This is a genomic window from Klebsiella sp. NPDC088457 (assembly GCF_044900465.1).
GTDB lineage: Bacteria > Pseudomonadota > Gammaproteobacteria > Enterobacterales > Enterobacteriaceae > Klebsiella.
In genome coordinates, this window is record NZ_JBJDNH010000040.1 from 23,053 (window position 1) to 43,232 (window position 20,180).

General features: G+C 55.1%; 20 protein-coding genes and 1 pseudogene. 2 read left to right on the plus strand and 19 right to left on the minus strand.

Translation table 11 applies throughout. The features are described from left to right. Window positions 1-36: 36 nt before the first annotated feature. The 13 genes from gstA to blr all read right to left on the minus strand — a co-directional run bounded on the left by gstA (window position 37) and on the right by blr (window position 11,880). Window positions 37-648 (minus strand): glutathione transferase GstA, encoded by a 612-nt coding sequence (gene gstA, locus ACI2JR_RS21650; RefSeq protein WP_132730800.1) that lies wholly within the window; start codon window positions 646-648, stop codon window positions 37-39. Window positions 649-757: 109 nt separating this feature from the next. Further along, complete coding sequence (gene dtpA, locus ACI2JR_RS21655) at window positions 758-2,263, minus strand: dipeptide/tripeptide permease DtpA (protein ID WP_462479447.1); 1,506 nt, start codon at window positions 2,261-2,263, stop codon at window positions 758-760. 600 nt (window positions 2,264-2,863) lie between these two features. Further along, window positions 2,864-3,499: an endonuclease III gene (gene nth, locus ACI2JR_RS21660; RefSeq protein ID WP_462479448.1), complete on the minus strand. Its 636-nt coding sequence runs from the start codon at window positions 3,497-3,499 to the stop codon at window positions 2,864-2,866. Continuing rightward, the gene (locus tag ACI2JR_RS21665) at window positions 3,496-4,200 is read right to left on the minus strand and encodes an electron transport complex subunit E (protein WP_132730803.1); all 705 of its coding nucleotides are present in this window, start codon (window positions 4,198-4,200) and stop codon (window positions 3,496-3,498) included. The genes nth and ACI2JR_RS21665 overlap by 4 nt, the downstream gene beginning before the upstream one ends. Window positions 4,201-4,203: 3 nt before the next feature. Then, window positions 4,204-4,824: an electron transport complex subunit RsxG gene (gene rsxG, locus ACI2JR_RS21670; protein ID WP_132730836.1), complete on the minus strand. Its 621-nt coding sequence runs from the start codon at window positions 4,822-4,824 to the stop codon at window positions 4,204-4,206. Between the two features lie 9 nt (window positions 4,825-4,833). Continuing rightward, window positions 4,834-5,886, minus strand: coding sequence for an electron transport complex subunit RsxD (rsxD, locus tag ACI2JR_RS21675; protein WP_462479449.1), 1,053 nt, complete (start codon window positions 5,884-5,886; stop codon window positions 4,834-4,836). Then, window positions 5,887-8,058: an electron transport complex subunit RsxC gene (gene rsxC / locus ACI2JR_RS21680; protein WP_462479450.1), complete on the minus strand. Its 2,172-nt coding sequence runs from the start codon at window positions 8,056-8,058 to the stop codon at window positions 5,887-5,889. After that, on the minus strand, window positions 8,051-8,629 hold the full coding sequence (gene rsxB, locus ACI2JR_RS21685; protein WP_132730806.1) for an electron transport complex subunit RsxB: 579 nt from the start codon (window positions 8,627-8,629) through the stop codon (window positions 8,051-8,053). The genes rsxC and rsxB overlap by 8 nt, the downstream gene beginning before the upstream one ends. Window position 8,630: 1 nt before the next feature. Continuing rightward, window positions 8,631-9,212, minus strand: coding sequence for an electron transport complex subunit RsxA (gene rsxA, locus ACI2JR_RS21690; protein ID WP_025710820.1), 582 nt, complete (start codon window positions 9,210-9,212; stop codon window positions 8,631-8,633). Window positions 9,213-9,291: 79 nt separating this feature from the next. Next, window positions 9,292-9,732 carry a DUF2569 domain-containing protein gene (locus ACI2JR_RS21695; RefSeq protein ID WP_132730807.1) on the minus strand — a complete coding sequence of 147 codons (441 nt, stop codon included), beginning with the start codon at window positions 9,730-9,732 and terminating at the stop codon, window positions 9,292-9,294. A 68-nt stretch (window positions 9,733-9,800) separates the two neighbouring features. Then, window positions 9,801-10,016: a transcription modulator YdgT gene (ydgT, locus tag ACI2JR_RS21700; RefSeq protein WP_032687419.1), complete on the minus strand. Its 216-nt coding sequence runs from the start codon at window positions 10,014-10,016 to the stop codon at window positions 9,801-9,803. A gap of 217 nt (window positions 10,017-10,233) precedes the next feature. Next, a complete protein-coding gene (locus tag ACI2JR_RS21705) occupies window positions 10,234-11,604 on the minus strand; it encodes a GH1 family beta-glucosidase (RefSeq protein ID WP_132730808.1) in 1,371 nt (456 codons plus the stop codon). A gap of 126 nt (window positions 11,605-11,730) precedes the next feature. Further along, window positions 11,731-11,880 (minus strand): division septum protein Blr, encoded by a 150-nt coding sequence (gene blr / locus ACI2JR_RS21710; protein WP_132730809.1) that lies wholly within the window; start codon window positions 11,878-11,880, stop codon window positions 11,731-11,733. A 189-nt stretch (window positions 11,881-12,069) separates the two neighbouring features. Here blr and ACI2JR_RS21715 point away from each other — a divergent pair, with 189 nt between their 5' ends. Further along, window positions 12,070-13,110 carry an oxidoreductase gene (locus ACI2JR_RS21715; protein WP_462479451.1) on the plus strand — a complete coding sequence of 347 codons (1,041 nt, stop codon included), beginning with the start codon at window positions 12,070-12,072 and terminating at the stop codon, window positions 13,108-13,110. A 38-nt stretch (window positions 13,111-13,148) separates the two neighbouring features. Here ACI2JR_RS21715 and add read toward each other — a convergent pair whose 3' ends face one another. Both add and ACI2JR_RS21725 read right to left on the minus strand, forming a co-directional pair. Further along, complete coding sequence (gene add / locus ACI2JR_RS21720) at window positions 13,149-14,150, minus strand: adenosine deaminase (protein WP_132730811.1); 1,002 nt, start codon at window positions 14,148-14,150, stop codon at window positions 13,149-13,151. A 630-nt stretch (window positions 14,151-14,780) separates the two neighbouring features. After that, the gene (locus ACI2JR_RS21725; protein WP_462479452.1) at window positions 14,781-15,047 is read right to left on the minus strand and encodes a hypothetical protein; all 267 of its coding nucleotides are present in this window, start codon (window positions 15,045-15,047) and stop codon (window positions 14,781-14,783) included. A gap of 333 nt (window positions 15,048-15,380) precedes the next feature. Here ACI2JR_RS21725 and metQ point away from each other — a divergent pair, with 333 nt between their 5' ends. Continuing rightward, the gene (metQ, locus tag ACI2JR_RS21730) at window positions 15,381-16,196 is read left to right on the plus strand and encodes a methionine ABC transporter substrate-binding lipoprotein MetQ (protein WP_132730813.1); all 816 of its coding nucleotides are present in this window, start codon (window positions 15,381-15,383) and stop codon (window positions 16,194-16,196) included. Between the two features lie 284 nt (window positions 16,197-16,480). On the opposite strand, the gene yedF is transcribed toward metQ, so the two are convergent. From yedF to ACI2JR_RS21750, 4 genes and pseudogenes are all read right to left on the minus strand, one after another. After that, the gene (gene yedF, locus ACI2JR_RS21735) at window positions 16,481-16,714 is read right to left on the minus strand and encodes a sulfurtransferase-like selenium metabolism protein YedF (RefSeq protein WP_132730814.1); all 234 of its coding nucleotides are present in this window, start codon (window positions 16,712-16,714) and stop codon (window positions 16,481-16,483) included. Next, window positions 16,711-17,922: a selenium metabolism membrane protein YedE/FdhT gene (gene yedE / locus ACI2JR_RS21740; protein ID WP_462479453.1), complete on the minus strand. Its 1,212-nt coding sequence runs from the start codon at window positions 17,920-17,922 to the stop codon at window positions 16,711-16,713. The genes yedF and yedE overlap by 4 nt, the downstream gene beginning before the upstream one ends. A gap of 193 nt (window positions 17,923-18,115) precedes the next feature. Next, window positions 18,116-18,319 carry a putative selenium delivery protein YdfZ gene (ydfZ, locus tag ACI2JR_RS21745; RefSeq protein WP_132730816.1) on the minus strand — a complete coding sequence of 68 codons (204 nt, stop codon included), beginning with the start codon at window positions 18,317-18,319 and terminating at the stop codon, window positions 18,116-18,118. Window positions 18,320-18,488: 169 nt separating this feature from the next. Then, window positions 18,489-20,108 (minus strand): annotated as a pseudogene (locus tag ACI2JR_RS21750) (inorganic phosphate transporter). Window positions 20,109-20,180 lie beyond the last annotated feature (72 nt).

Consider the following 20,180-nt stretch of genomic DNA (forward strand, 5'->3'; position numbering starts at 1 on the left):
GGGGGATTTGCCCGGCCTCAGCGCCGGGCAAAGGGTTCAGATTGACTTCAGACCTTCCGCAGCCAGCGCCGCGGCAACCGCCGGACGCGCGGCAACATGTTTCATCCACGCTTCGATGTTGCGATATTCCGCCATCTTCAACTTCACGCCATAGCCCCAGCGCAGCACGGTAAACAGGTAGCCATCAGCAATGGTAAAACGATGCCCGTTCAGCCACTGTTTTTCCTCCAGCGCCTTATCAATATACTGCAGTTTCTTCTCCAGCAGCGCGCGAGCGGTAGCTTTGTAATCTTCCGGGGTATCCGCGCGGAACAGCGGAGAAAAGCCTTTATGCAGCTCTGTGGCGACGTAGTTTAACCACTCCAGCGTCTGGTAACGAGCAATGGTGCCCACCGGCGCCAGCAGCTGACGGTCCGGCACGAGGTCGGCAATATATTGCATAATCGCGACGCCTTCCGTTAACAAGATTTCGTCGTCAAGCAGCAGCGCCGGAACCTGTCCTTTGGGGTTGATCAGCAGGTAATCATCACCATTTTCCAGACGTTTATTCGCCAGATCAACGCCTTGCAATGTGAAGTCCAGTCCGCTTTCGCGCAGGGCAATGTGTGAAGCAAGGGAACACGCGCCGGGTTTGTAGAACAGTTTCATCAGTAACTCCTCGTGGCTGCAGTTTTCTGTATGTTAGTCCCCCCGGGGGTAAAAAAAAAGCCGCTAACAAAAGGTTAGCGGCTTAAATTTATTGGTTTTCCCGGAGCGCTTAGGCGGTTGCCGTGTCGCGTACTTTGGCGACGGCGTCGTCATCCTGGGTCATGCGATTCAGTTTCGGTGCGGTAGCAAACATCAGCACGGCGATAATGGCGGTCGCAATACCAATCTGCAGGAAGACATGACCATATACGGCCAGCGACTGCAGCGGGTCAGTGACGTTATCCGGTACCGCCATCAGGTTCGCCACTTTACCGGCGATGATAGCCGCGCCGGCGGTAGTCAGGAACCAGCTACCCATGATGAAGCCCATCAGACGCTGTGGTACCAGCTGAGCCACCATCGCCAGACCCAGACCAGAGATCATCAGCTCGCCGATACTCTGCAGCGCGTAGCTCAGAATCAGCCAGTTAACGGAAACGATGCCGGCATCGGTGGCAAACTTCGCACCCAGCGGCAGTACGAGGAAGGCCAGTGAACACAGCACCATACCGATAGCGAATTTGTGCGGCATCGGCAGACGGTCGCCCATCTTGTTATAGATTGCGGCCAGAATCGGGCTACCAACCATAATCCAGAACGGGTTCAGCGCCTGGAACTGCTCCGGCTGGAAGCTGATGCCGAGAATAGCATGCTCAACGTTGCGGATAGCGAAGAAGTTCAGCGAGGTCGGCATCTGGCTATAGAGCACGAAGAAGACGATCGCCTGCACCATCAGCACGAAGGCGACAATCATCTTACGACGCGCCGCGCCTTTCATGGCGATAGCTTCTTTCGCAAAGATAATCACGATGCCCAGCGCCACCACACCCAGCACCATACGCGCAATACCCTGGTTATGCAGCAGCCAGGTCGCAATCACCACCAGGATGACCACGCCGACGATAGTCGCCAGCAGCTTGCCGAAATGAACCGGCGCAAAGTCTGGTTTGGAGCCGTAGTCTTTCACCCATTTTTTGCAGAACATGAAGTTCACCAGCGTGATCAGCATACCGACAAAGCTCAGGGAGAAGGCGATGCTCCAGCCGAACTTCGCGGCCAGCCACGGAGTTGCCAGCATGGAGAAGAACGAGCCGATGTTGATGGACATGTAGTACATGGTAAATGCGCCATCAAGACGCGGGTCATCTTTCGCATAGCAGGTAGACAGCAGGGACGACGGGTTAGCCTTAAACAGGCCGTTACCGACGGCAATGGTCGCCATACCCATATAAACGATAGCCGCATCATGACCGGACCAGGCGACCAGCGCATAGCCGATAGCCAGAACGACGGTTCCCAGCATAATGACACGTTTGGTGCCAAGCACTTTATCGCCCAGCCAGCCGCCAATAGCCACGAGGCCATAAACCAGTGCGCTGAAGGAGGAGAAGAGTGTAATAGAATCCGCTTCCGACATACCCAGCTGTTTTACCAGGTAAACGGCCATGATCCCTTGCAGGCCGTAATAACCAAAACGCTCCCATAATTCGATCGAGAAGATCAGGTAGAACGATTTCGGTTGTTTGAAAGCGTTCAGACTCACGCTTTCTGCTGGTTTATTGTTTGCAGTTGACACATATACCTCTTTTTTTACATCCCATATTAACGGGGGGTGTTCGGGGCGCAATCTGGCAAGACCGCCGCCTTTATAGTTATTCTGGAGGGAAAACGGGAAGTAATGTTCACTATCCTGTCCCTTCAGGCAAGAGTTTTGTAATACTCTGTTACATATCTTTCAGGCGTTATAATACGCCAGTCATTCAAATGTTATACAGAGTTAAATTTCACCTTTTAGTTATTGGTGATATTTTTGTCTGCCGGGAACCGCAGGGTAAGGCGCAAAGGCGATATATTCTGCTAATAAGCCTTGAACATAGTTATATAGCCCATAATCCTAAAAAAAGTTGGGGTATTGTCCTGGTGATTGTCTCTCAGCTATTGGAAACACTGGCTTTTTTTATCATTAATGCAACAATGATTTAACATTGCGTTGCATGGATGATCTGGATCACAAATGTATAGAAATTTTTTCGCTGCAAAAAATGATTAACCTGGCTGTACGTTATATGGGCGGTTAATTGTACTGGAGGATGAAGAGATAGCGGTGTTAAACACAGGATGGGCCGGTAATGAGCAGAACCATTACCACAATCAGGGTAATGATTCTGTTTTGAGGTTACGGATAGACCTTCTCTTTAAACTCACAAAGATCTTCAATCAGGCAGGAGCCACAGCGGGGCTTGCGGGCGATACAGGTGTATCGTCCGTGGAGGATCAGCCAGTGGTGGCAGTCGACTTTGAACTCAGCCGGCACCACCTTTAAGAGCTTTTCTTCCACCTGTTCAACGTTCTTGCCGGGGGCAAACTGCGTACGGTTGCAAACGCGGAAAATATGCGTGTCGACGGCAATCGTCGGCCAGCCGAAAGCGGTGTTTAATACCACGTTTGCGGTTTTTCGACCCACGCCCGGCAGCGCTTCCAGCGCGGCCCGATCTTCCGGGACTTCGCCCTGATGTTGCTCAAGCAGGATCCGACAGGTTTTGATGACATTTTCCGCCTTGCTGTTAAACAGCCCGATGGTCTTGATATACGATTTGACGCCATCAACGCCCAGTTCCAGCATGGCGGCCGGGGTATTCGCGACCGGGTACAGCCTGGCAGTGGCTTTATTCACGCTGACGTCGGTGGCCTGAGCCGAGAGTAAGACGGCAATCAATAACTCGAACGGTGAACTGAAATGAAGTTCCGTCGTTGGATGCGGGTTGTTATCCCGCAGCCGGGTCAGTATTTCCAGACGCTTGCTCTTATTCATCCTGGAATTTTCCCTGCGGCATCCGCCGGTGCGGCGAGCGGCGTATCCACTGCTTTGGCTTTACGCTGTTTAGTGCGTTCATCAATGAGGTATTTTACCGCCAGCATCATGCCCAGGCCAATAAATGCCCCCGGGGGCAGCATCGCCAGCAGGAACGGCGTATCGGTATGGAAGACTTCAATGCGCAGCACTTTGGCCCAACTGCCCAGCAGGCTATCTGCGCCATCAAACAGCGTGCCGTTGCCGATGATTTCGCGCAGGGAGCCCAGCACAAACATGGCGCAGGTCGCTCCCATACCGATGGAAAAACCATCCAGCGCCGACAGGGCCGGCCCTTTTTTGGCAGCGAAGGCTTCGGCGCGCCCGACCACGATACAGTTGGTCACGATCAGCGGGATAAAAATCCCCAGCGACTGATACAGACCAAACGCATAGGCGTTAATCAGCATCTGTACGACGCTCACCACCGAGGCGATGATCATGACGTAAATCGGAATACGGATCTCAGCCGGCGTCCAGCGGCGCAGGCTGGAGATAGTCAGGTTAGTCAGCGTCAGGACCAGCGTTGTGGCAAGCCCCAACCCCAGCGCATTGGTAGCGGTAGAGGTGACCGCAAGCAGGGGGCACATGCCTAACAGCTGTACCAGCGCGGAGTTGTTTTTCCACAACCCCTGAACAATCACGTCTTTTACTTCGCTCATGGTCTAGTCTCCGCAGGCGGTGAATTCGGGAATCTGCGCGGGCAGCGTTTGGGCGTACAAACCGGCACGCTTAACGGCGTTGACCACCGCGCGCGGGGTAATAGTAGCCCCGGTAAACTGATCAAAATCACCGCCGTCTTTTTTGACCGCCCAGTGGCTGTCGCCGGGGCCCTTGATAATCTTACCGGCAAAATGGGTTATCCAGTCCGACAGGCGTAACTCTATTTTATCCCCTAGTCCTGGGGTTTCATGATGCTCGGTGACACGAGTACCGAGCACGGTACCTTTAAAATCGGCGGCGACCAGCAGCTGAATCGCGCCGGAGTAACCGTCTGGCGCCGTGGTTTCCATGACGGCACCCACCGGCGTGTCGTTATTTTTGGCAATCCAGACCTTATGCTGCCCTTTACCGAGAGGCGGGGCAGTGACCAGATAACAGCTTTTCAGCAGATCGTTATTATAAAGGTCTGCTGGCAGAACCTGATTGAATAACGCTTTTTGCTGGATCGCGGCCTGCTCATCAATCGTTGATTTTGTCAGCTCGTTGATGGCCGCAGTTAATCCGGTGGAACCCGCGGCAAAGAGTGCCAGCGTGACGCCGTGTTTGCGCATGCTTTTTAACATCATCGGTCCTCAGCGGTGGCCATAGACGCGCGGACGCGTGTAGTAATCGATCAGCGGAACGGTAATGTTCGCCAGCAGTACAGCGAAGGCCACACCATCAGGATAGCCGCCGAAACTGCGGATTAGCCAGACCAGCAAACCGGCCAGCGCGCCAAAAATCAAGCGGCCGCGGTTGGTCGTGGAGGCGGTGACCGGGTCGGTTAAAATAAAGAATGCGCCCAGCATTGTGGCGCCGGAGAGCAGGTGGATCTGTGGGGCCGCGAGGCTTTGCGGCGAAAACAGCCAGCCGAGCGTGGCACAAATGGCCAGGCTCAGCAGGAAGCTGACCGGTATATGCCAGCGAATGGTTTTCTGCCAAAGCAAAAACAGCCCGCCGACCAGATAGGCGATGTTGACCCACTGCCAGCCAAGGCCGGCCAGCGCGCCGCCGTAGATTGGATACTGCAGGATCTCGTTCACCTCATGTCCGGCATGGAGCGAGGTTTTAAAGGTGTCTAACGGCGTAGCCTGGCTGATACCGTCGACGCTCATGCGCAGCGCGTTCATGTCACCGCCGGCGGCGGTGTGGCCGGTGAAGATCACCCGCAAAGCATCGGTAAAGCCTGGGACGGTGGCGGCGATTTCATGCGGCGGCAGCCAGGAGGTCATCTGGACCGGGAACGAGATCAGTAGCACGACGTACCCAATCATCGCCGGATTAAACGGGTTATGACCCAGGCCGCCATACAGCTGTTTAGCGATAATCACCGCGAAAGCGGTGCCTAAAACGACCATCCACCAGGGGGCCAGCGGCGGAATACTGATTGCCAGCAGCAGACCGGTCAGCAGCGCTGAGTTATCGGCAAGCAGGGCGGAGACATGCTGTTTACGCAGTTTGAGGATAGCGGCTTCTGCTCCCCAGGCGCTTAAGGCCGCCAGGATCACCTGCAGCACGGTGCCCCAGCCAAAGAACCAGGTCTGAACCACAATGCCGGGCACGGCGGCAAGCAGAACCAGCAGCATAATGCGCGATGTCTGGCGCTGGTTGTGGGTATAAGGGGAACTTGCGATTCTGAAAACCATTTAATCCTCGTTGACTGCCTGCCGGGATGCTTTCCTGGCCTGAACGCGGGCGATTGCTTCGGCGACGGCGGCTTTGCGCGCGTCATCGTCGTTGGCGATTGACCGGGTCATTGTTTGTTGTTGTTCTACCTTGCGGGCCTTCGCACGGGCGATAGCGGCGTCAACGGCGGCTTTACGCGGGTCGACGGCTTCCGCGGCCGGCGGTGGCTCAACCTGCGTCGCCGCCTGCTGTGCGGCTTTGCGGGCCTTCGCGCGGGCGATAGCGGCGTCAACGGCGGCTTTACGCGGGTCGACGGCTTCCGCGGCCGGCGGTGGCTCAACCTGCGCCGCCGCCTGCTGTTCGGCTTTACGGGCCTTCGCGCGGGCGATAGCGGCGTCAACGGCGGCTTTACGCGGGTCGACGGCTTCCGCGGCCGGCGGTGGCTCAGCCTGCGTCGCCGCCTGCTGTGCGGCTTTGCGGGCCTTCGCGCGGGCGATAGCGGCGTCAACTGCGGCTTTGCGCGGGTCGACGGCTTCACCGGTCGATGGCCCGATATCCGGAGTCTGCTGCGCTAGCTTGCGCGCGCGCGCTTCGGCTTTACGCGCTTCACGTGCGGCGATAGCTTCGCTGTTATCCGGCTTCGCACCGGCCTGGACAACGATCGGCTGTGCGGCATCGCGCTGTTTCTCGCGCACGCGCGCCAGGGCGGCATTAATCGCATCCTGATCTTTCGCTGCCGGTTGCGCGGCGGACTGTTTATGGCGTTCCAGACGCGCGGCTTTATCGCGCTCCAGGCGCGCCTGACGAGCTTCAAAGCGCGCTTTGGCTTCCGCAGCGCGTTGCTCTTCCTGACGGATCGCCGCAATCTCCGCTTTTTCCTGGCGGAAATACTGCACCAGCGGAATATTACTCGGGCACACCCAGGCGCAGGCGCCGCACTCAATACAGTCGGCCAGATTATGGCTGGTCGCCTTATCGTGCTGCTGGCCTTTGCTAAACCAGTACAGCTGCTGTGGGAGCAGGTCGGCAGGGCAGGCATCGGCGCAGGCGCTGCAGCGGATACACCCTTTTTCTTCTTCGGCCTCGCCCATTTCGCTGGCCGACGGGGCCAGCAGACAGTTGGTAATTTTCACCACCGGCACGTCAAGCCACGGCAGGGTAAAGCCCATCAGAGGCCCTCCCATAATGACCATCTGTTCGGCGCTCGGGCAAAAACCGGCATCTTCCAGCAGGTGGCGGACCGGCGTTCCCAGCCGCGCCCAGACATTACCCGGACGGGTCACCGCTTCCCCGGTTAACGTCACCACGCGTTCAGTCAGCGGTTCACCATCGATAACCGCACGTTTGACGGCATAGGCGGTGCCGACGTTTTGCATCAGGACGCCGATATCGGAGGAACGCCCGCCGTGGGGGACCTGCTTGCCGGTGAGGATCTGGGTGAGCTGCTTCGCGCCGCCGGAGGGGTATTTCGTCGGAATGACCCGCAGGTCGATGCCATGGGCATCACTCAGCACCGCCCGCAGCATCGAAATCGCCTGCGGTTTATTATCCTCAATACCGATCAGCACCTGGCTCGGTTGTAAGATATGCGCAAGGATGCGAATGCCGTCGATAATCTGCGCAGCGCAATCCTGCATCAGCCGATCGTCGGCGGTAATATAGGGTTCGCACTCGGCGGCGTTAATGATTAAGGTTTCAATCTTGTCGCCGCCGCCGCGCAGCTTTGTTCCGGTCGGGAAGCCAGCGCCGCCAAGCCCGGCGACGCCAAACTGGTGGATGCGTTCAATCAGCTCTTCGCGGGTTTTCAGCAGGTACTGGCTCCAGCCGTCACGTTCAATCCACCGGTCTTCACCATCGGCATCAATGATGATGCTCATTTCTGCCAGCGCCGAAGGGTGGGCGGTGGAATGCGGCGCGATGGCGCTGACGATCCCGGAGGTCGGCGCGTGCACCGGCAGCATTCTCCCCCAGCCGCGGGTTAACGGCTGGCCGCGCAGTACGCGGTCGCCAGGCTGGACGCAGAGTTCACCCTCAGCGCCGATATGCTGCTTTAACGGGATCACCAGCCGCTGCGGGAGTGAAACCTGGCGCAGCGGCGTACCGTTAGACTGGCTTTTCATTTCCGGCGGATGAATCCCACCGTTGAAGTCCCAGACTTTGTCTTTTCTGAACGCGGAAAATAACTTAAACATGTTGTTCCACAGGAATATTGCGTACCGGAATAGTGTGCAGGTCCCACTTCCAGTTTTCAGTGGTCGTCGCGACCGGGACCATTTCGATACATTGCGTCGGGCAGGGCGCGACGCAAAGATTGCAGCCGGTACAGAGATCGCTCACCACGGTGTGCATTGCGCGGGTGGCGCCGACAATGGCATCGACAGGACAGGCCTGAATACATTTTGTGCACCCGATGCAGTTCTTTTCATCAATAACCGCGAGCATGCGAACCGGCTCCAGCTCTTGCTCATCGCCATCGATAGGCTGCGGGTCGACGTTCAACAGGGCGGCAATTTTTAACATCACCGCTTCGCCTCCGGGGGCGCAACGGTTGATTTTCTCACCCTGTTGGCCGACGGCTTCCGCGTACGGGCGGCAGCCGGGGTAGCCGCACTGACCGCACTGACTTTGCGGCAGGAGTTGATCGACTTTTTCAACGACCGGGTCATCCTCCACCTCAAAACGGCGGGCGGCATATCCCAGAATCAAGCCAAAAATCAGCCCGAGCAGGCTAATGGCAATGACGGCAATCCACACAGCGCTCATATTACAACTTCACCAAACCGCTAAAGCCCATAAATGCCAATGACATCAAACCTGCGGTCACCAGGGCAATGGCGTTACCGCGAAACGGCGCGGGGACATCCGCCACCACCAGACGTTCACGAATCGCCGCGAACAGAACCATGACCAACGAGAAGCCGACCGCGGCGGCAAAGCCGTACAGCGCGGACTGTAAGAAGTTATGCCCGAGGTTAATATTGAGCAGCGCGACGCCGAGAACCGCACAGTTGGTGGTGATCAGCGGCAAGAAGATGCCTAACAGACGATACAGCGCCGGGCTTGTTTTACGCACCACCATTTCGGTGAATTGCACCACCACCGCGATGACCAGGATAAAGGCCAGCGTGCGCAAATAGACCAGGTTCAGCGGGATGAGGATCCAGGTATCAATCAGCCAGGCGCAGATTGAGGCCAGCGTCATCACAAACGTGGTGGCCAGTCCCATCCCCATAGCGGTTTCCAGTTTTTTGGAAACCCCCATAAACGGGCACAATCCAAGAAACTTCACCAGCACGAAGTTGTTAACGAGGACAGTACCAATAAAGAGCAGTAAATAATCAGCCATCTACCCGACCTGAAAACAGAAAAAGCCGCCTATTATCGAATAAATCAATACCGGCGACAACAGGTTAACTGTGTGGTTATTACAAATTCACGAAGGTGCGTTTAACCCGTTCGGAACGTTTGAAGTAGGGTACCAACAGCGCCGCCGCGAGAAGCGGGAACAGCAGCTGACGCAGAGCCAGAACGTCTGAAATCGGCGAAAAAGCAAACGACTTTATTGCCAGCAGCAGCGAGATAAGTAACCAGATAATATAGTGTTTCGGGACAACGGTGCGCCGTTTGAAAAAGGCGATTGTCAACCACAGGGTATAATACCACATCGCGACAGCAAACAGCAGCGACCCGACCCACAGCAGGAGATGCCCGGCGCTCATGGCTTTCAACAGAGCGAAAGTCTGGGAGGACATCAGCGCATTAGCAAAAATCAGCAGCGACAGCGAGGTGCTAAGCAGTGCAACCAGTAGCCATGCCAGCGGCGCCAGCAGCCATCCGCCGATGCGTTCTGCAGAGTGAGAAGACATTATTTCTCCCGGATTCGATGAAAATTAAGAGCGGGAGTATAAGCAACTGGCATGGATGATAACAGTATTTATTGCACGTAACGCCACACGGATTTAGGAACCTGCCCGACATCGAACAATTTACCGCCAGAAACCAGCTCTGCCCGGCGATGATCAGCGGCGCGATACATGTTGACGATTTCGGCTGTGTCGGTCAGAGAATAGTTAAGGTGGTCAAAAAGTTTTTCAAGGCTTTCAAGCGAACTGATTTTACGAAATTTTAATAAGTAGTCCTGGACGGTCATTGGCGTTTCCATTTTATAATCGGAATAATAAGTCGAATAATATCAACTTTTCAGTAAACCTGCGTTCAACTAACGGTGCCTTCTTAACGGACCTGGCGGAATTATTTCGGTTGTAAATACTAAAGACAAGAACTCATTTCATTCCTGGCGTAGTCACAAGAAATTTAAGAATATTCTATAGCTGAATCAGGCGCCGGACGGCGCCTGGAAGAGAAGATTAACGCTGTTCGCCCCGGCTGGCAATAACGTTTTGATACCAAAAAAAGCTCTTTTTTCGTTTACGGGCGCGATCTTGCTGATGATCGACATACACAAAGCCGTACTGTTTTTGGTAGCCGTTCAGCCAGCTCAGGAGGTCAATAAAGGACCAGGGATAATAACCGCGGACATCGGCCCCGGCGGCTAACGCGTTTTCCAACGCGCGAATGTGGCTGCTGAGATAATCAATACGCGGGTCGTCAACGACTTCGCCATCAATAATGGGGTCTTTGGCGCCTAACCCATTTTCGGTGATGTAAATGGGGATATCGCCATAGCGTTCCTTGATCATCATAATGCCATCGGTTAAACCCTGCGGCCAAATTTCCCAACCCCATTCGGTATAGGTGCTTTGCGGATTGCGCACGAAATAGAACAGCCCTTCAACACCGGGTTCGCCCCCGCTTGACCCCTCCTGCGGCTGCGCGGAGACCGTTTCGCGGCGATAGTAGTTAAGGCCGATGAAATCACAGCGGTTTTCACGCAGCAGCGCGTCATCGCCTGGCGCAAAGCGCGGGACGTCCCACAGGGCTTGCGTTTGCCGGAGCAGGTCGGCGGGATAATGACCGGTCAAAACCGGATCGTATAACCAGTGGGTGTGGATCGCGTCCGCCATGGCGGTGGCCTGGCGATCTTCTTCGCTGGGGGTAAGCGGGGTATGGGGTTGCAGAACGTTGACGAAACCAATCTCGCCGCTAATGCCGGTTTGGCGAAAGTCTTTTACCGCCAGCGCGTGGGCGATGAAGACGTGGTGGCAGGCCTGGATGGCACGCGCCGGGTCGCGGACCGCGGGAGGATGGCAACCGTTAATATAGCCATGGCCGATGAAAACAAGGGTTTCATTAAACGTCGCCCACAGCTTCACCCGTGAGCCGTAGCGTGCGTAACACAGACGAGCATATTCGGCGAAAGCCTCGGCGGTGCTCCGCGCTTCCCAGCCGCCTTCATCCTGTAACGCCTGCGGCAGATCCCAATGATAGAGCGTAATCATCGGCTCGATATTATGCGCCAGCAGTTCGTCGATTAAATCGCTATAAAACCGAACGCCGGCTTCGTTAACTTCTCCGCGTCCCTGCGGCAGCAGGCGGGGCCAGGAGATGGAAAATCGGTAGCTCTGCAGACCCATTTCAGCCATCAGCGCGACGTCTTCACGAAAGCGATGGTAATGATCGACAGCAACGTCGCCATTGGTGTTCTGGAAGGTCGCTCCCGGTTGATGGGCGTAGATATCCCAGATCGACGGACCTTTACCGTCGGCGTCGTGCCCGCCTTCAACCTGATAGGCGGCGGTGGCGGCGCCCCATAGAAAATTTTGCGGAAATGCGGCCATGAAAAACTCCTTATCGAATGATAAAGAGAGTGTAATGAATGCCTTCGCAAGTCTGAAACCGGTCTCTGAAACCGGTTGCAGACTTGCGAAGCAGGTCACTTTTTCGCGTCAGAGACGGCTGACAGACTAATGGGAGAGGCTGGTTGTCTGGACAACATTAGCCGGAGGCGGGGACTGGTAGTTATCAATATGATGAGCGATAACCAAAAGCAGGGCCGAAACGCCGAAAACAACCCAACCGATAAGTTCTACAATTCTGTTGAAAACGTTGGTCATAATTCTGAAATTAAAAGTTAAAACAGAGCTAAATGTTACTCAATGGGAGGGGTAACGCAAGTGCTACCCGGCGACATTTTTACGGCTGCTGAAAAAGTGGACAGTTAAAATCATTAGAAAAGCTAATAAATCAAATGGGTCGTATAGTTATAGGGTGGCAAAAGTCGAATGCGAAAGCGGGGTGGCAAGATGAGCGACAATATCAGGGTAGGGATTATCGGGTACGGGTACGCCAGTAAAACTTTTCATGCGCCGTTAATCAGCGGGACGCCGGGAATGATCCTGGCGGCGGTATCCAGCAGTGACGAGAGTAAAGTTCTCGCGGATTGGCCCACGGTACGCGTTGTTTCGCAACCGGACCGGTTATTCAATGATGCCGGTATTGACCTGATTGTGATTCCCACCCCGAACGATACCCACTTTCCGCTGGCGAAGGCCGCGCTGGAGGCGGGCAAACATGTCGTGGTCGATAAACCATTTACCGTGACACTGTCACAGGCTCGCGAGCTGGAGGCTATCGCTAAACGTTGCGGTCGGCTGCTTTCCGTTTTCCACAACCGGCGTTGGGATAGCGATTTTTTAACGGTGAAGGCGTTGATTACCGAAGGGCTATTGGGGGAGGTGTGCTATTTCGAATCGCACTTCGATCGCTATCGCCCGCAGGTACGTAACCGCTGGCGTGAACAAGGCGGTCCGGGTAGCGGTATCTGGTACGATCTCGGCCCGCATCTGCTCGACCAGGCGGTCAATCTGTTTGGTTTACCGGTCAGCATGACCGTCGATTTAGCGCAATTGCGCCCGGGGGCGCAATCCACCGACTATTTTCACGCGGTGCTGGCCTATCCGCAGCGGCGGGTGGTGCTGCACGCCACGCTGCTGGCGGCGGCGGAAACCGCACGCTACATCGTGCACGGATCGCGCGCCAGCTACGTTAAATATGGGCTCGATCCGCAGGAGGCGCGGCTGAAAAACGGCGAGCGCCTGCCGCAGGAAGACTGGGGGTACGATATGCGTGATGGCGTATTGACGCGCGTGGAGGGTGAAGATCGTAGCGCGGAGAACTGGTTAACTTTACCGGGCAACTATCCCGCCTATTACGCGGCGATACGCGATGCGCTGAACGGGAGCGGCGACAATCCGGTACCGGCCAGCCAGGCGATTCAGATAATGGAGTTGATTGAACTGGGCCTCGAATCGGCAAAGCACCGCGCAACCCTGTGTCTGATTTGACGTTGGACAGCCCGGCAGTTGCGCTGCCGGGCTGAAACTCAGGCCTGCTTAACGCGTTCGATCAGCGCGGCTTTTTCCTGGTTACTCAGAAATGCCAGTTCGAGGCCATTGATTTGCGCCTGGCGAATCTGATCGCGGCTGAGACCGGCCGCCGGTGCGGCAACGGTGTACTCATGAATAATATCGATACCCTGTACCGCCGGATCGTCGGTATTAATCGACGCCAGGATGCCGTGTTGCAGGAAGGTTTTCAACGGGTGTTGGGCCAGGGAAGCCACGGTGCTGGTCTGAATATTCGAGGTCAGGCAGGATTCAATACCAATGCGTTTTTCGGCGAGGTAATCCATCAGCGCCGGATCCTGTACTGCTTTTACGCCGTGTCCGATACGTTCGGCTCCCAGTTCCCGAATCGCCTGCCAGATACTCTCCGGGCCGGCCGCTTCACCCGCGTGAACGGTGATGCGCCAGCCGGCATCGCGGGCAAGCGTAAAGTGGTCCAGAAACAGATTGCCTGGAAAACCAAGTTCGTCACCCGCCAGATCCAGGGCGGTAATCTCATCGCGATGGGCGAGGAGCGCCTCCAGCTCCTGCTGACAGGCCGCTTCACCAAAGGTACGGCTCAGAATACCGATCAGGCGGGCTTCGACGTTAAAATCGCGGCTACCTTCGCGGACGCCGGCAATTACCGCTTCGACCACCCCATCTACCGGTAGCTGGTGGGTCATCGCCATATAACGCGGCGAAAAGCGCAGTTCGACATAGTGCAGGCCGTTACGCGCCGCATCTTCAACGTTTTCGTACGCGACGCGGCGGCAAGCTTCCAGCGACGCCAGCACCTTCACCCCCCAATCCAGCCTGGCGAGAAAACTCACCAGGTCGGGGTCATTACTGGTGACCTGTACGTGCGGGAGCAGGGTATCAAGCGTGGTTGCCGGAAGTGCGATATTGAACTGGCGGCCAAGATCGAGAATGGTTTGGGCCCGGATGTTGCCGTCAAGATGGCGGTGAATGTCGGTTAATGGCAAAGTCGAATCAATCATGGTCGCACTCTTTTTTAGTTAAAGTGCACACTATTATACAACATGCGCATAACTGTTTAAAAGTATTGAAAAATCCATTTGATACAAGCATCTGGGAGTCTGACGGAGGCGCTCAGCGCTTTTTAAGATTGAGCGCAGCATACCCTTTCCCGCTGTTTATCACGCCTCCGCGAGCGGCGGCGTCTTACGCCCTTGCTGCGTGCCGCCGGTATTGCCGTTGTGGTTTAAGATTGCGGCCCCTGGCGATGCGCGATTGAAAATCGCCGCTGGCGAAAATAACCATCGGCCATAGATGGTCAAATATATTCTTATCCGGAGCCATGTAAAATAATTGTAAGGGGCAATTATAATATACTATGAAATGAACAGGCTACCGCCATAGCGCCTGAAAGGTGCTCCCGCCCCGCTTGTTGAAATTGTTAAGTGACCCTATGCTTGATTAACAGCAAATCGCTGTAAAAAATAATGGAGTTAGCCATGAAACGCAATTATTCAAATATCTCAACAGACAAGTCTAAGGAACAGGACAGAAAAAATCATGACAACGCTAAAAAACCGGCAAAAAATCAAAAGTAAATGATCCCGTTTTTATCTGAAATTTAATCATCAGATGCTGTCAGGGCCGGGCATTCACGCAGTGCGGCTCTGATGATGGGATGTTTCAGGAGAAAATGAGTCGGTTTTCAGCAAGATGGAGCAAGCACTGGATGCGAATAATACCAGGCGGGTAACAGGGATGTGATAAATAAAACCATTTTCTCTTACTAAACCGCCCACCGGCGGTTTTTTACTGGATATACCGTTCACCTGAGCTATTGCCGGCAGCTGTTGATATTTTACCAGCATGGTCGTTATGACCGCGAAAGAGAGGGGCGGTGCTACACGAACCGTTATCATTAAAAAACATCGCGGTGAGGTTCAACTGAATTAAATAATGCTGAGGGGAGTTGTTTTATCCATTTTTCGTATTCTGCAATCAGCGATGGATAACGTCATCTGAACAAGGCGTTGCGCAAAAGAAGGCGCCGCCCGGGGCTATCCTGGTCACGCGGTCATTTTTGTCTCATCCTGCGTGGGGAGTGCCCCCCCGGGCGCGGGTGAACGCTCATAGCAAAATGCTATTAATCATAGTGAATCAGTATTTAATTTTACTGATGGGATTTTCTATAGTTCCAGGCGCTACTTTTCCTGCAATGAATGGCAGGCTATTTTTAAAAGGACCCTGGGAATATGGTATTCACTCTAAAGAAATTTGTGGTTTCGCTGGCAGTCGCCAGCTCCGTTTTGCTGACCGCCTGCGGCCCCGCCGGGCAGGACCCCAATCATATCAAAGTCGGTATTAGCGCGGGTATCGATCAGCAGGTGTGGTCGGTGGTGCAAAAGGTGGCGAAAGAGAAGTACAACCTCGACGTTGAGGTCGTCACCTTTAACGACTTCGTGCTGCCGAATGAAGCGCTCAACAATGGCGATCTGGACATCAACGCCTTCCAGCATAAACCGTATCTTGATAAGCAGATCGAGGAGCGGGGCTATAAGCTGACCGAGGTGGGGACAACGTTCGTCTATCCGATAGCGGCATACTCGAAAAAAATAGACTCAATTGACGCCTTGCCTGACGGTGCGCAGGTTGCCGTGCCGAACGATCCGACCAACCTGGGCCGCTCGTTGCTGTTACTGCAAAAACAGGGGCTGATTACGCTCAAGGACGGGGTGGGTTTACTGCCTACCGCTTTAGATATCATTAAGAATCCCAAACGGTTGAAAATCGTCGAGATTGAAGCGCCGCAGCTTACGCGTGCCCTCGACGATCAGAAAATAAGCCTCGCGGTGATTAATACCACCTTTTCCAGCCAGGTCGGCCTTTCACCCACCCGTAATGGGCTGTTTGTGGAAGATAAAAACTCGCCATACGTCAATATCTTCGCCAGCCGCATTGACAATAAAGACAGCGAAAAGGTGAAAAATCTGGTTAAGGCCTATCAGACGGATGAAGTGGCCGCCGCCGCCGCCGCGCTTTACAAAGGGGATGCGGTAAAAGGCTGGTAGCCCCTCGTTTGCCGGCGCGGCTATACTCCTCAGGCTTTCAGCCATGCTCAAAATCAGGCCTGCTGAAAGCCTGTTGGAAGAGACAGGGAATAAGCCGGGAGAAACAGATGAAAGCGTTCCTGTTGCTCGTGTTGGCGCTCCTGCTGGCAGGATGCGGTGAAACGACGCCGCGGAGCGCGATTGCCCGCGGTTTGGTTCAGGCTCCTGATGGGGAAAGGGTGCAGGCTTATACCCACTCCGCCAGGCCGGTAACGGGTAACCCCGCTCCCGGCCTGAATCAATCCCTATTTCTGAATCAGATAACGGATAGTTGGACCGTCCTGCTGAATCTCCAGCACCGTGTAGCCGTAGTTTCTGGCATCCTGCGGAATGTTATTGATCGACTGCGGACAATCGCTCACTACTTCCAGAATTTCCCCTTTCTTTAGCGAAGGCATCGCCTCGAGGGTCGCAACGGCCGGATAGGGGCAGGGCTCGCCTACCATGTCGAGACGATAATCAGGGACGATCGTTTTCATGCGGTTTCCTTAATATTGGCCAGCGCGGCGGCTTTCTGACGGAAAAAACGCTTTTCCCAGACGATAACCAGCATCAGCGCGATAAATAACAGCAGATAGGTCACCAGCAGGCCGCCAAAGGGACCGAAGGTGGTCAGCAGGTTAACTTTATCCCAGCGGGTGGCCAGCGCCGGTGATAAATCATCCCAAAAGTAGGCCAGAATCGTTGAACCGATAACGTTGCCCAGCCCCACCCACCAGTAGTGAACCTGACCTTCCACGGCGCGATACATCCAGCCGGTTTCACAGCCGCCGGCGAGTACGATACCAAAACCAAACAGCAGGCCGCCGATGACCGCATTAGGACCGGCCCACATGATTTTGGGCTCCATGCCGAGCTGCACATAGCTGAAAATGCCGATCGCACTCGCCGCCATCCCAAAGATAATCGCTTTGGCCATATAGGTACGCCCGGTAATCCACATATCGCGGAATGCCGAGGTAAAGCAGATTTGCGCGCGCTCGATCAGCAGGCCGAATCCGACGCCAAACAGCATTGCCAGACCGAGCTTCGGTTGATTGGCCGCGGTGAGCAACCCCCAGGCAATCATGGCCAGAAACACCACTATGCCTAAGCGAAAACGGCGCCGCGCCTGGGCCGGTTTTTGCGTTAATGGCGAGGCGGCAGAGACTTTCTGCATCTTCACCGGGATACGAAAAATGGGCAGCAGGGTAAAGCGCGCGCCAAACCAGCTACCGATAGCCGTGGCGATGGCAAAAAACCAGGCATGCAGCGAAAACTGAGGGATCCCGGTAAAAAAGGCGGCCAGATTACAACCCATCGCCAGCCGGGCGCCGAACCCGGCAATGATCCCGCCGGCTACCGCCTGAATGATACGGATCCGGCTGCGCGGCAGGCGTAGTTTGACGTTGTTGGCCCACAGAGCGGCGGCAAAACAGCCGCCGAACATGCCGATAATCATCATGCCGTCGATCCGGGTTAACGGCGTACCGTCGAGATGAATCAGTTTGTAATAACCCCATTGTTCGGCGTGGATGCCAGCCAGCTGCAATAGCTGCCCGCCCCAGCGGGTAAATTCGCCGGTCACGGCCCAGAAGGTGCCGGTAATACCGAAATAATAGGTGGAGAGAATACCGGCGGCGATAACCGCGGGGGCCGGCGCCCAGAACTTAATCAGATACGCCTGTTTAAATTGTTGCCATGTCATGTAACAGCCTCTGAACTCAGAAGGTAAATCACCCGGAGGGCAAAGAAGGGAGGGATAATACGCCGCTTATAAAGACAAAACACTCGATGGGATCAAAAGGAATATTATTGACGGCAAAATGAAAGGTCACCGGGTGACCTTTCATATTACGCAGGGTGGCGACAGCCGCTGCCACACGCCACCATTGGGTTAATTAATGAAAACCGAGGCGAATAAGGCCTAAGGGGCAATACAAACCGTCGCAGCCTTCTATTTCCACGCAATCAGCACGGCGTAACTGTTCCGCCGTTTTACCTTCTCCGTGAATGGCTTTAATGACGCCCGTCGCGCCATTGCCGGCCACCATAACCATGCTGCCTGTTGAGATAGCGTTACGGTTACGATCGTAAGTTTTCATGGTTTCCTCCTTTTCACAAATATCTGGACGGGTTGGTTAAGCGGCTTTTTTTAATACACCTTTTTAAATTAGATAATTTTGAGTTTTATCAAAATAATGCGCAATTATGGTGAGGGGATTAACCCGTCACGCCGGTGACGGGTCCATTCCGGATGCGCCTTGCCGACGATTATATTTTATTAAAAGCCCAGTACAGCACGGCGGAAAGCAGCACCGACGCGGGTAGCGTCAGCACCCAGGCCATCAGCAGATTACGCACCGTGGAAAACTGCAGCCCCGAGTGATTCGCCGCCATGGTCCCGGCAATCCCCGACGACAGGACGTGGGTGGTGGAGACCGGAAGACCGAATGCATCGGCGGCGCCGATGGTGCTCATGGCCACCAGTTCCGCGCTGGCGCCCTGGGCATAGGTCAGGTAGGTTTTGCCGATTTTCTCGCCGATGGTCACCACGATGCGTCGCCAGCCGACCATGGTGCCCAGTCCAAGGGCCACGGCGACGGCGACCTTGACCCAGAACGGGATAAAGCGCGTCGCGCTATCCAGCTCTTTTTTCAAGGCGTCAAGGTTCTGCGTGATCTCCAGCGGCAGCTGGAGATCGGGGTGACTCCGCAGATGCTTGATCGTTTCCGCGGCCAGATACATGTCATTGCGGGTATTGGACACCGCCTGTGCCGGAATTTTATCCACCGAACCGTACTGGCGAATCTGATTACCGATAATACCGGACTAACGCGCCAGCGCCGGGAGCACTTCCGGCGTCAGCTGACCGTCGCGTACGTACCGGGTCAGTACGTCGCGGGGCTGCGCCGGGGTGATGCCCGGAAACTGCGCGAGCAGGCGATTTTCAGTGACTTCCGCCAGCGCCGCCACGCGTGGCGCCTGTTCCGGCGGCAGCGTACGGTTTAGCGCATAGGCAATCGGCATGGTGCCGACCAGAATCAACATGATTAACCCCATCCCTTTTTGCCCGTCGTTAGAGCCGTGAGCAAAAGAGACGCCGGTACAGGTAAGGATCAGCAGACTGCGGATCCAGAGCGGCGGTGGGGCATCGTTTTTTGGCGCGGCGTACAGCTGTTTATTTTTGACAAATTTCTTTAACAACAGCAGCAATACCGCGGCGCAGACAAAGCCCACGATGGGCGACAGCAGCAGCGAATACCCGACGTTGATCGCCTGTCCCCAGTCAACGCCGCTGGTGCCGTTGCGTCCGTGGATCAGCGCGTTTGAGACCCCGACGCCGATGATGGAACCGATAAGCGTGTGCGATGAGGATGCCGGAAGGCCAAACCACCAGGTGCCCAGATTCCAGATAATGGCGGAGAACAGCAGGGCGTAGACCATGGCGAAGCCGCCGCCGGTGCCAGCCTGCAGGATGAGTTCGACCGGCAGCAGCGAGATGATCCCGAAGGCCACCACGCCGCTGGAAAGCAGCACCCCGAGGAAGTTAAAAAAGCCAGACCACATCACGGCGACGGTTGGCGGCAGGGAATGGGTATAGATAACGGTGGCGACGGCGTTCGCGGTATCGTGAAAACCGTTAACGAACTCAAAGCCCAGCGCAATGAATAACGCCAGCCCTAATAGCAGAAAAGGCAGGTAGCTGGTATATACCGTCCCGGAGCTGGCCACATCATGAAATAAGTTTACCCCTGAGAAAGCGATTCCTATGGCTAATAAAAAGATAAAAAAAAGAACAGTTTTTTTGCTGTTCTTTTGGTAAAGCTTTGACCGGACAATCTGCGGGTCAATGCCCGGCGCGATGCGTTGCGAGCTGCTGTTTTCGCTCATCAGGGACCTTCCTCTATACATCAGACAGAATAATTGACATGGATGTCAGCGCTGAACTTATAAAACGCAGAT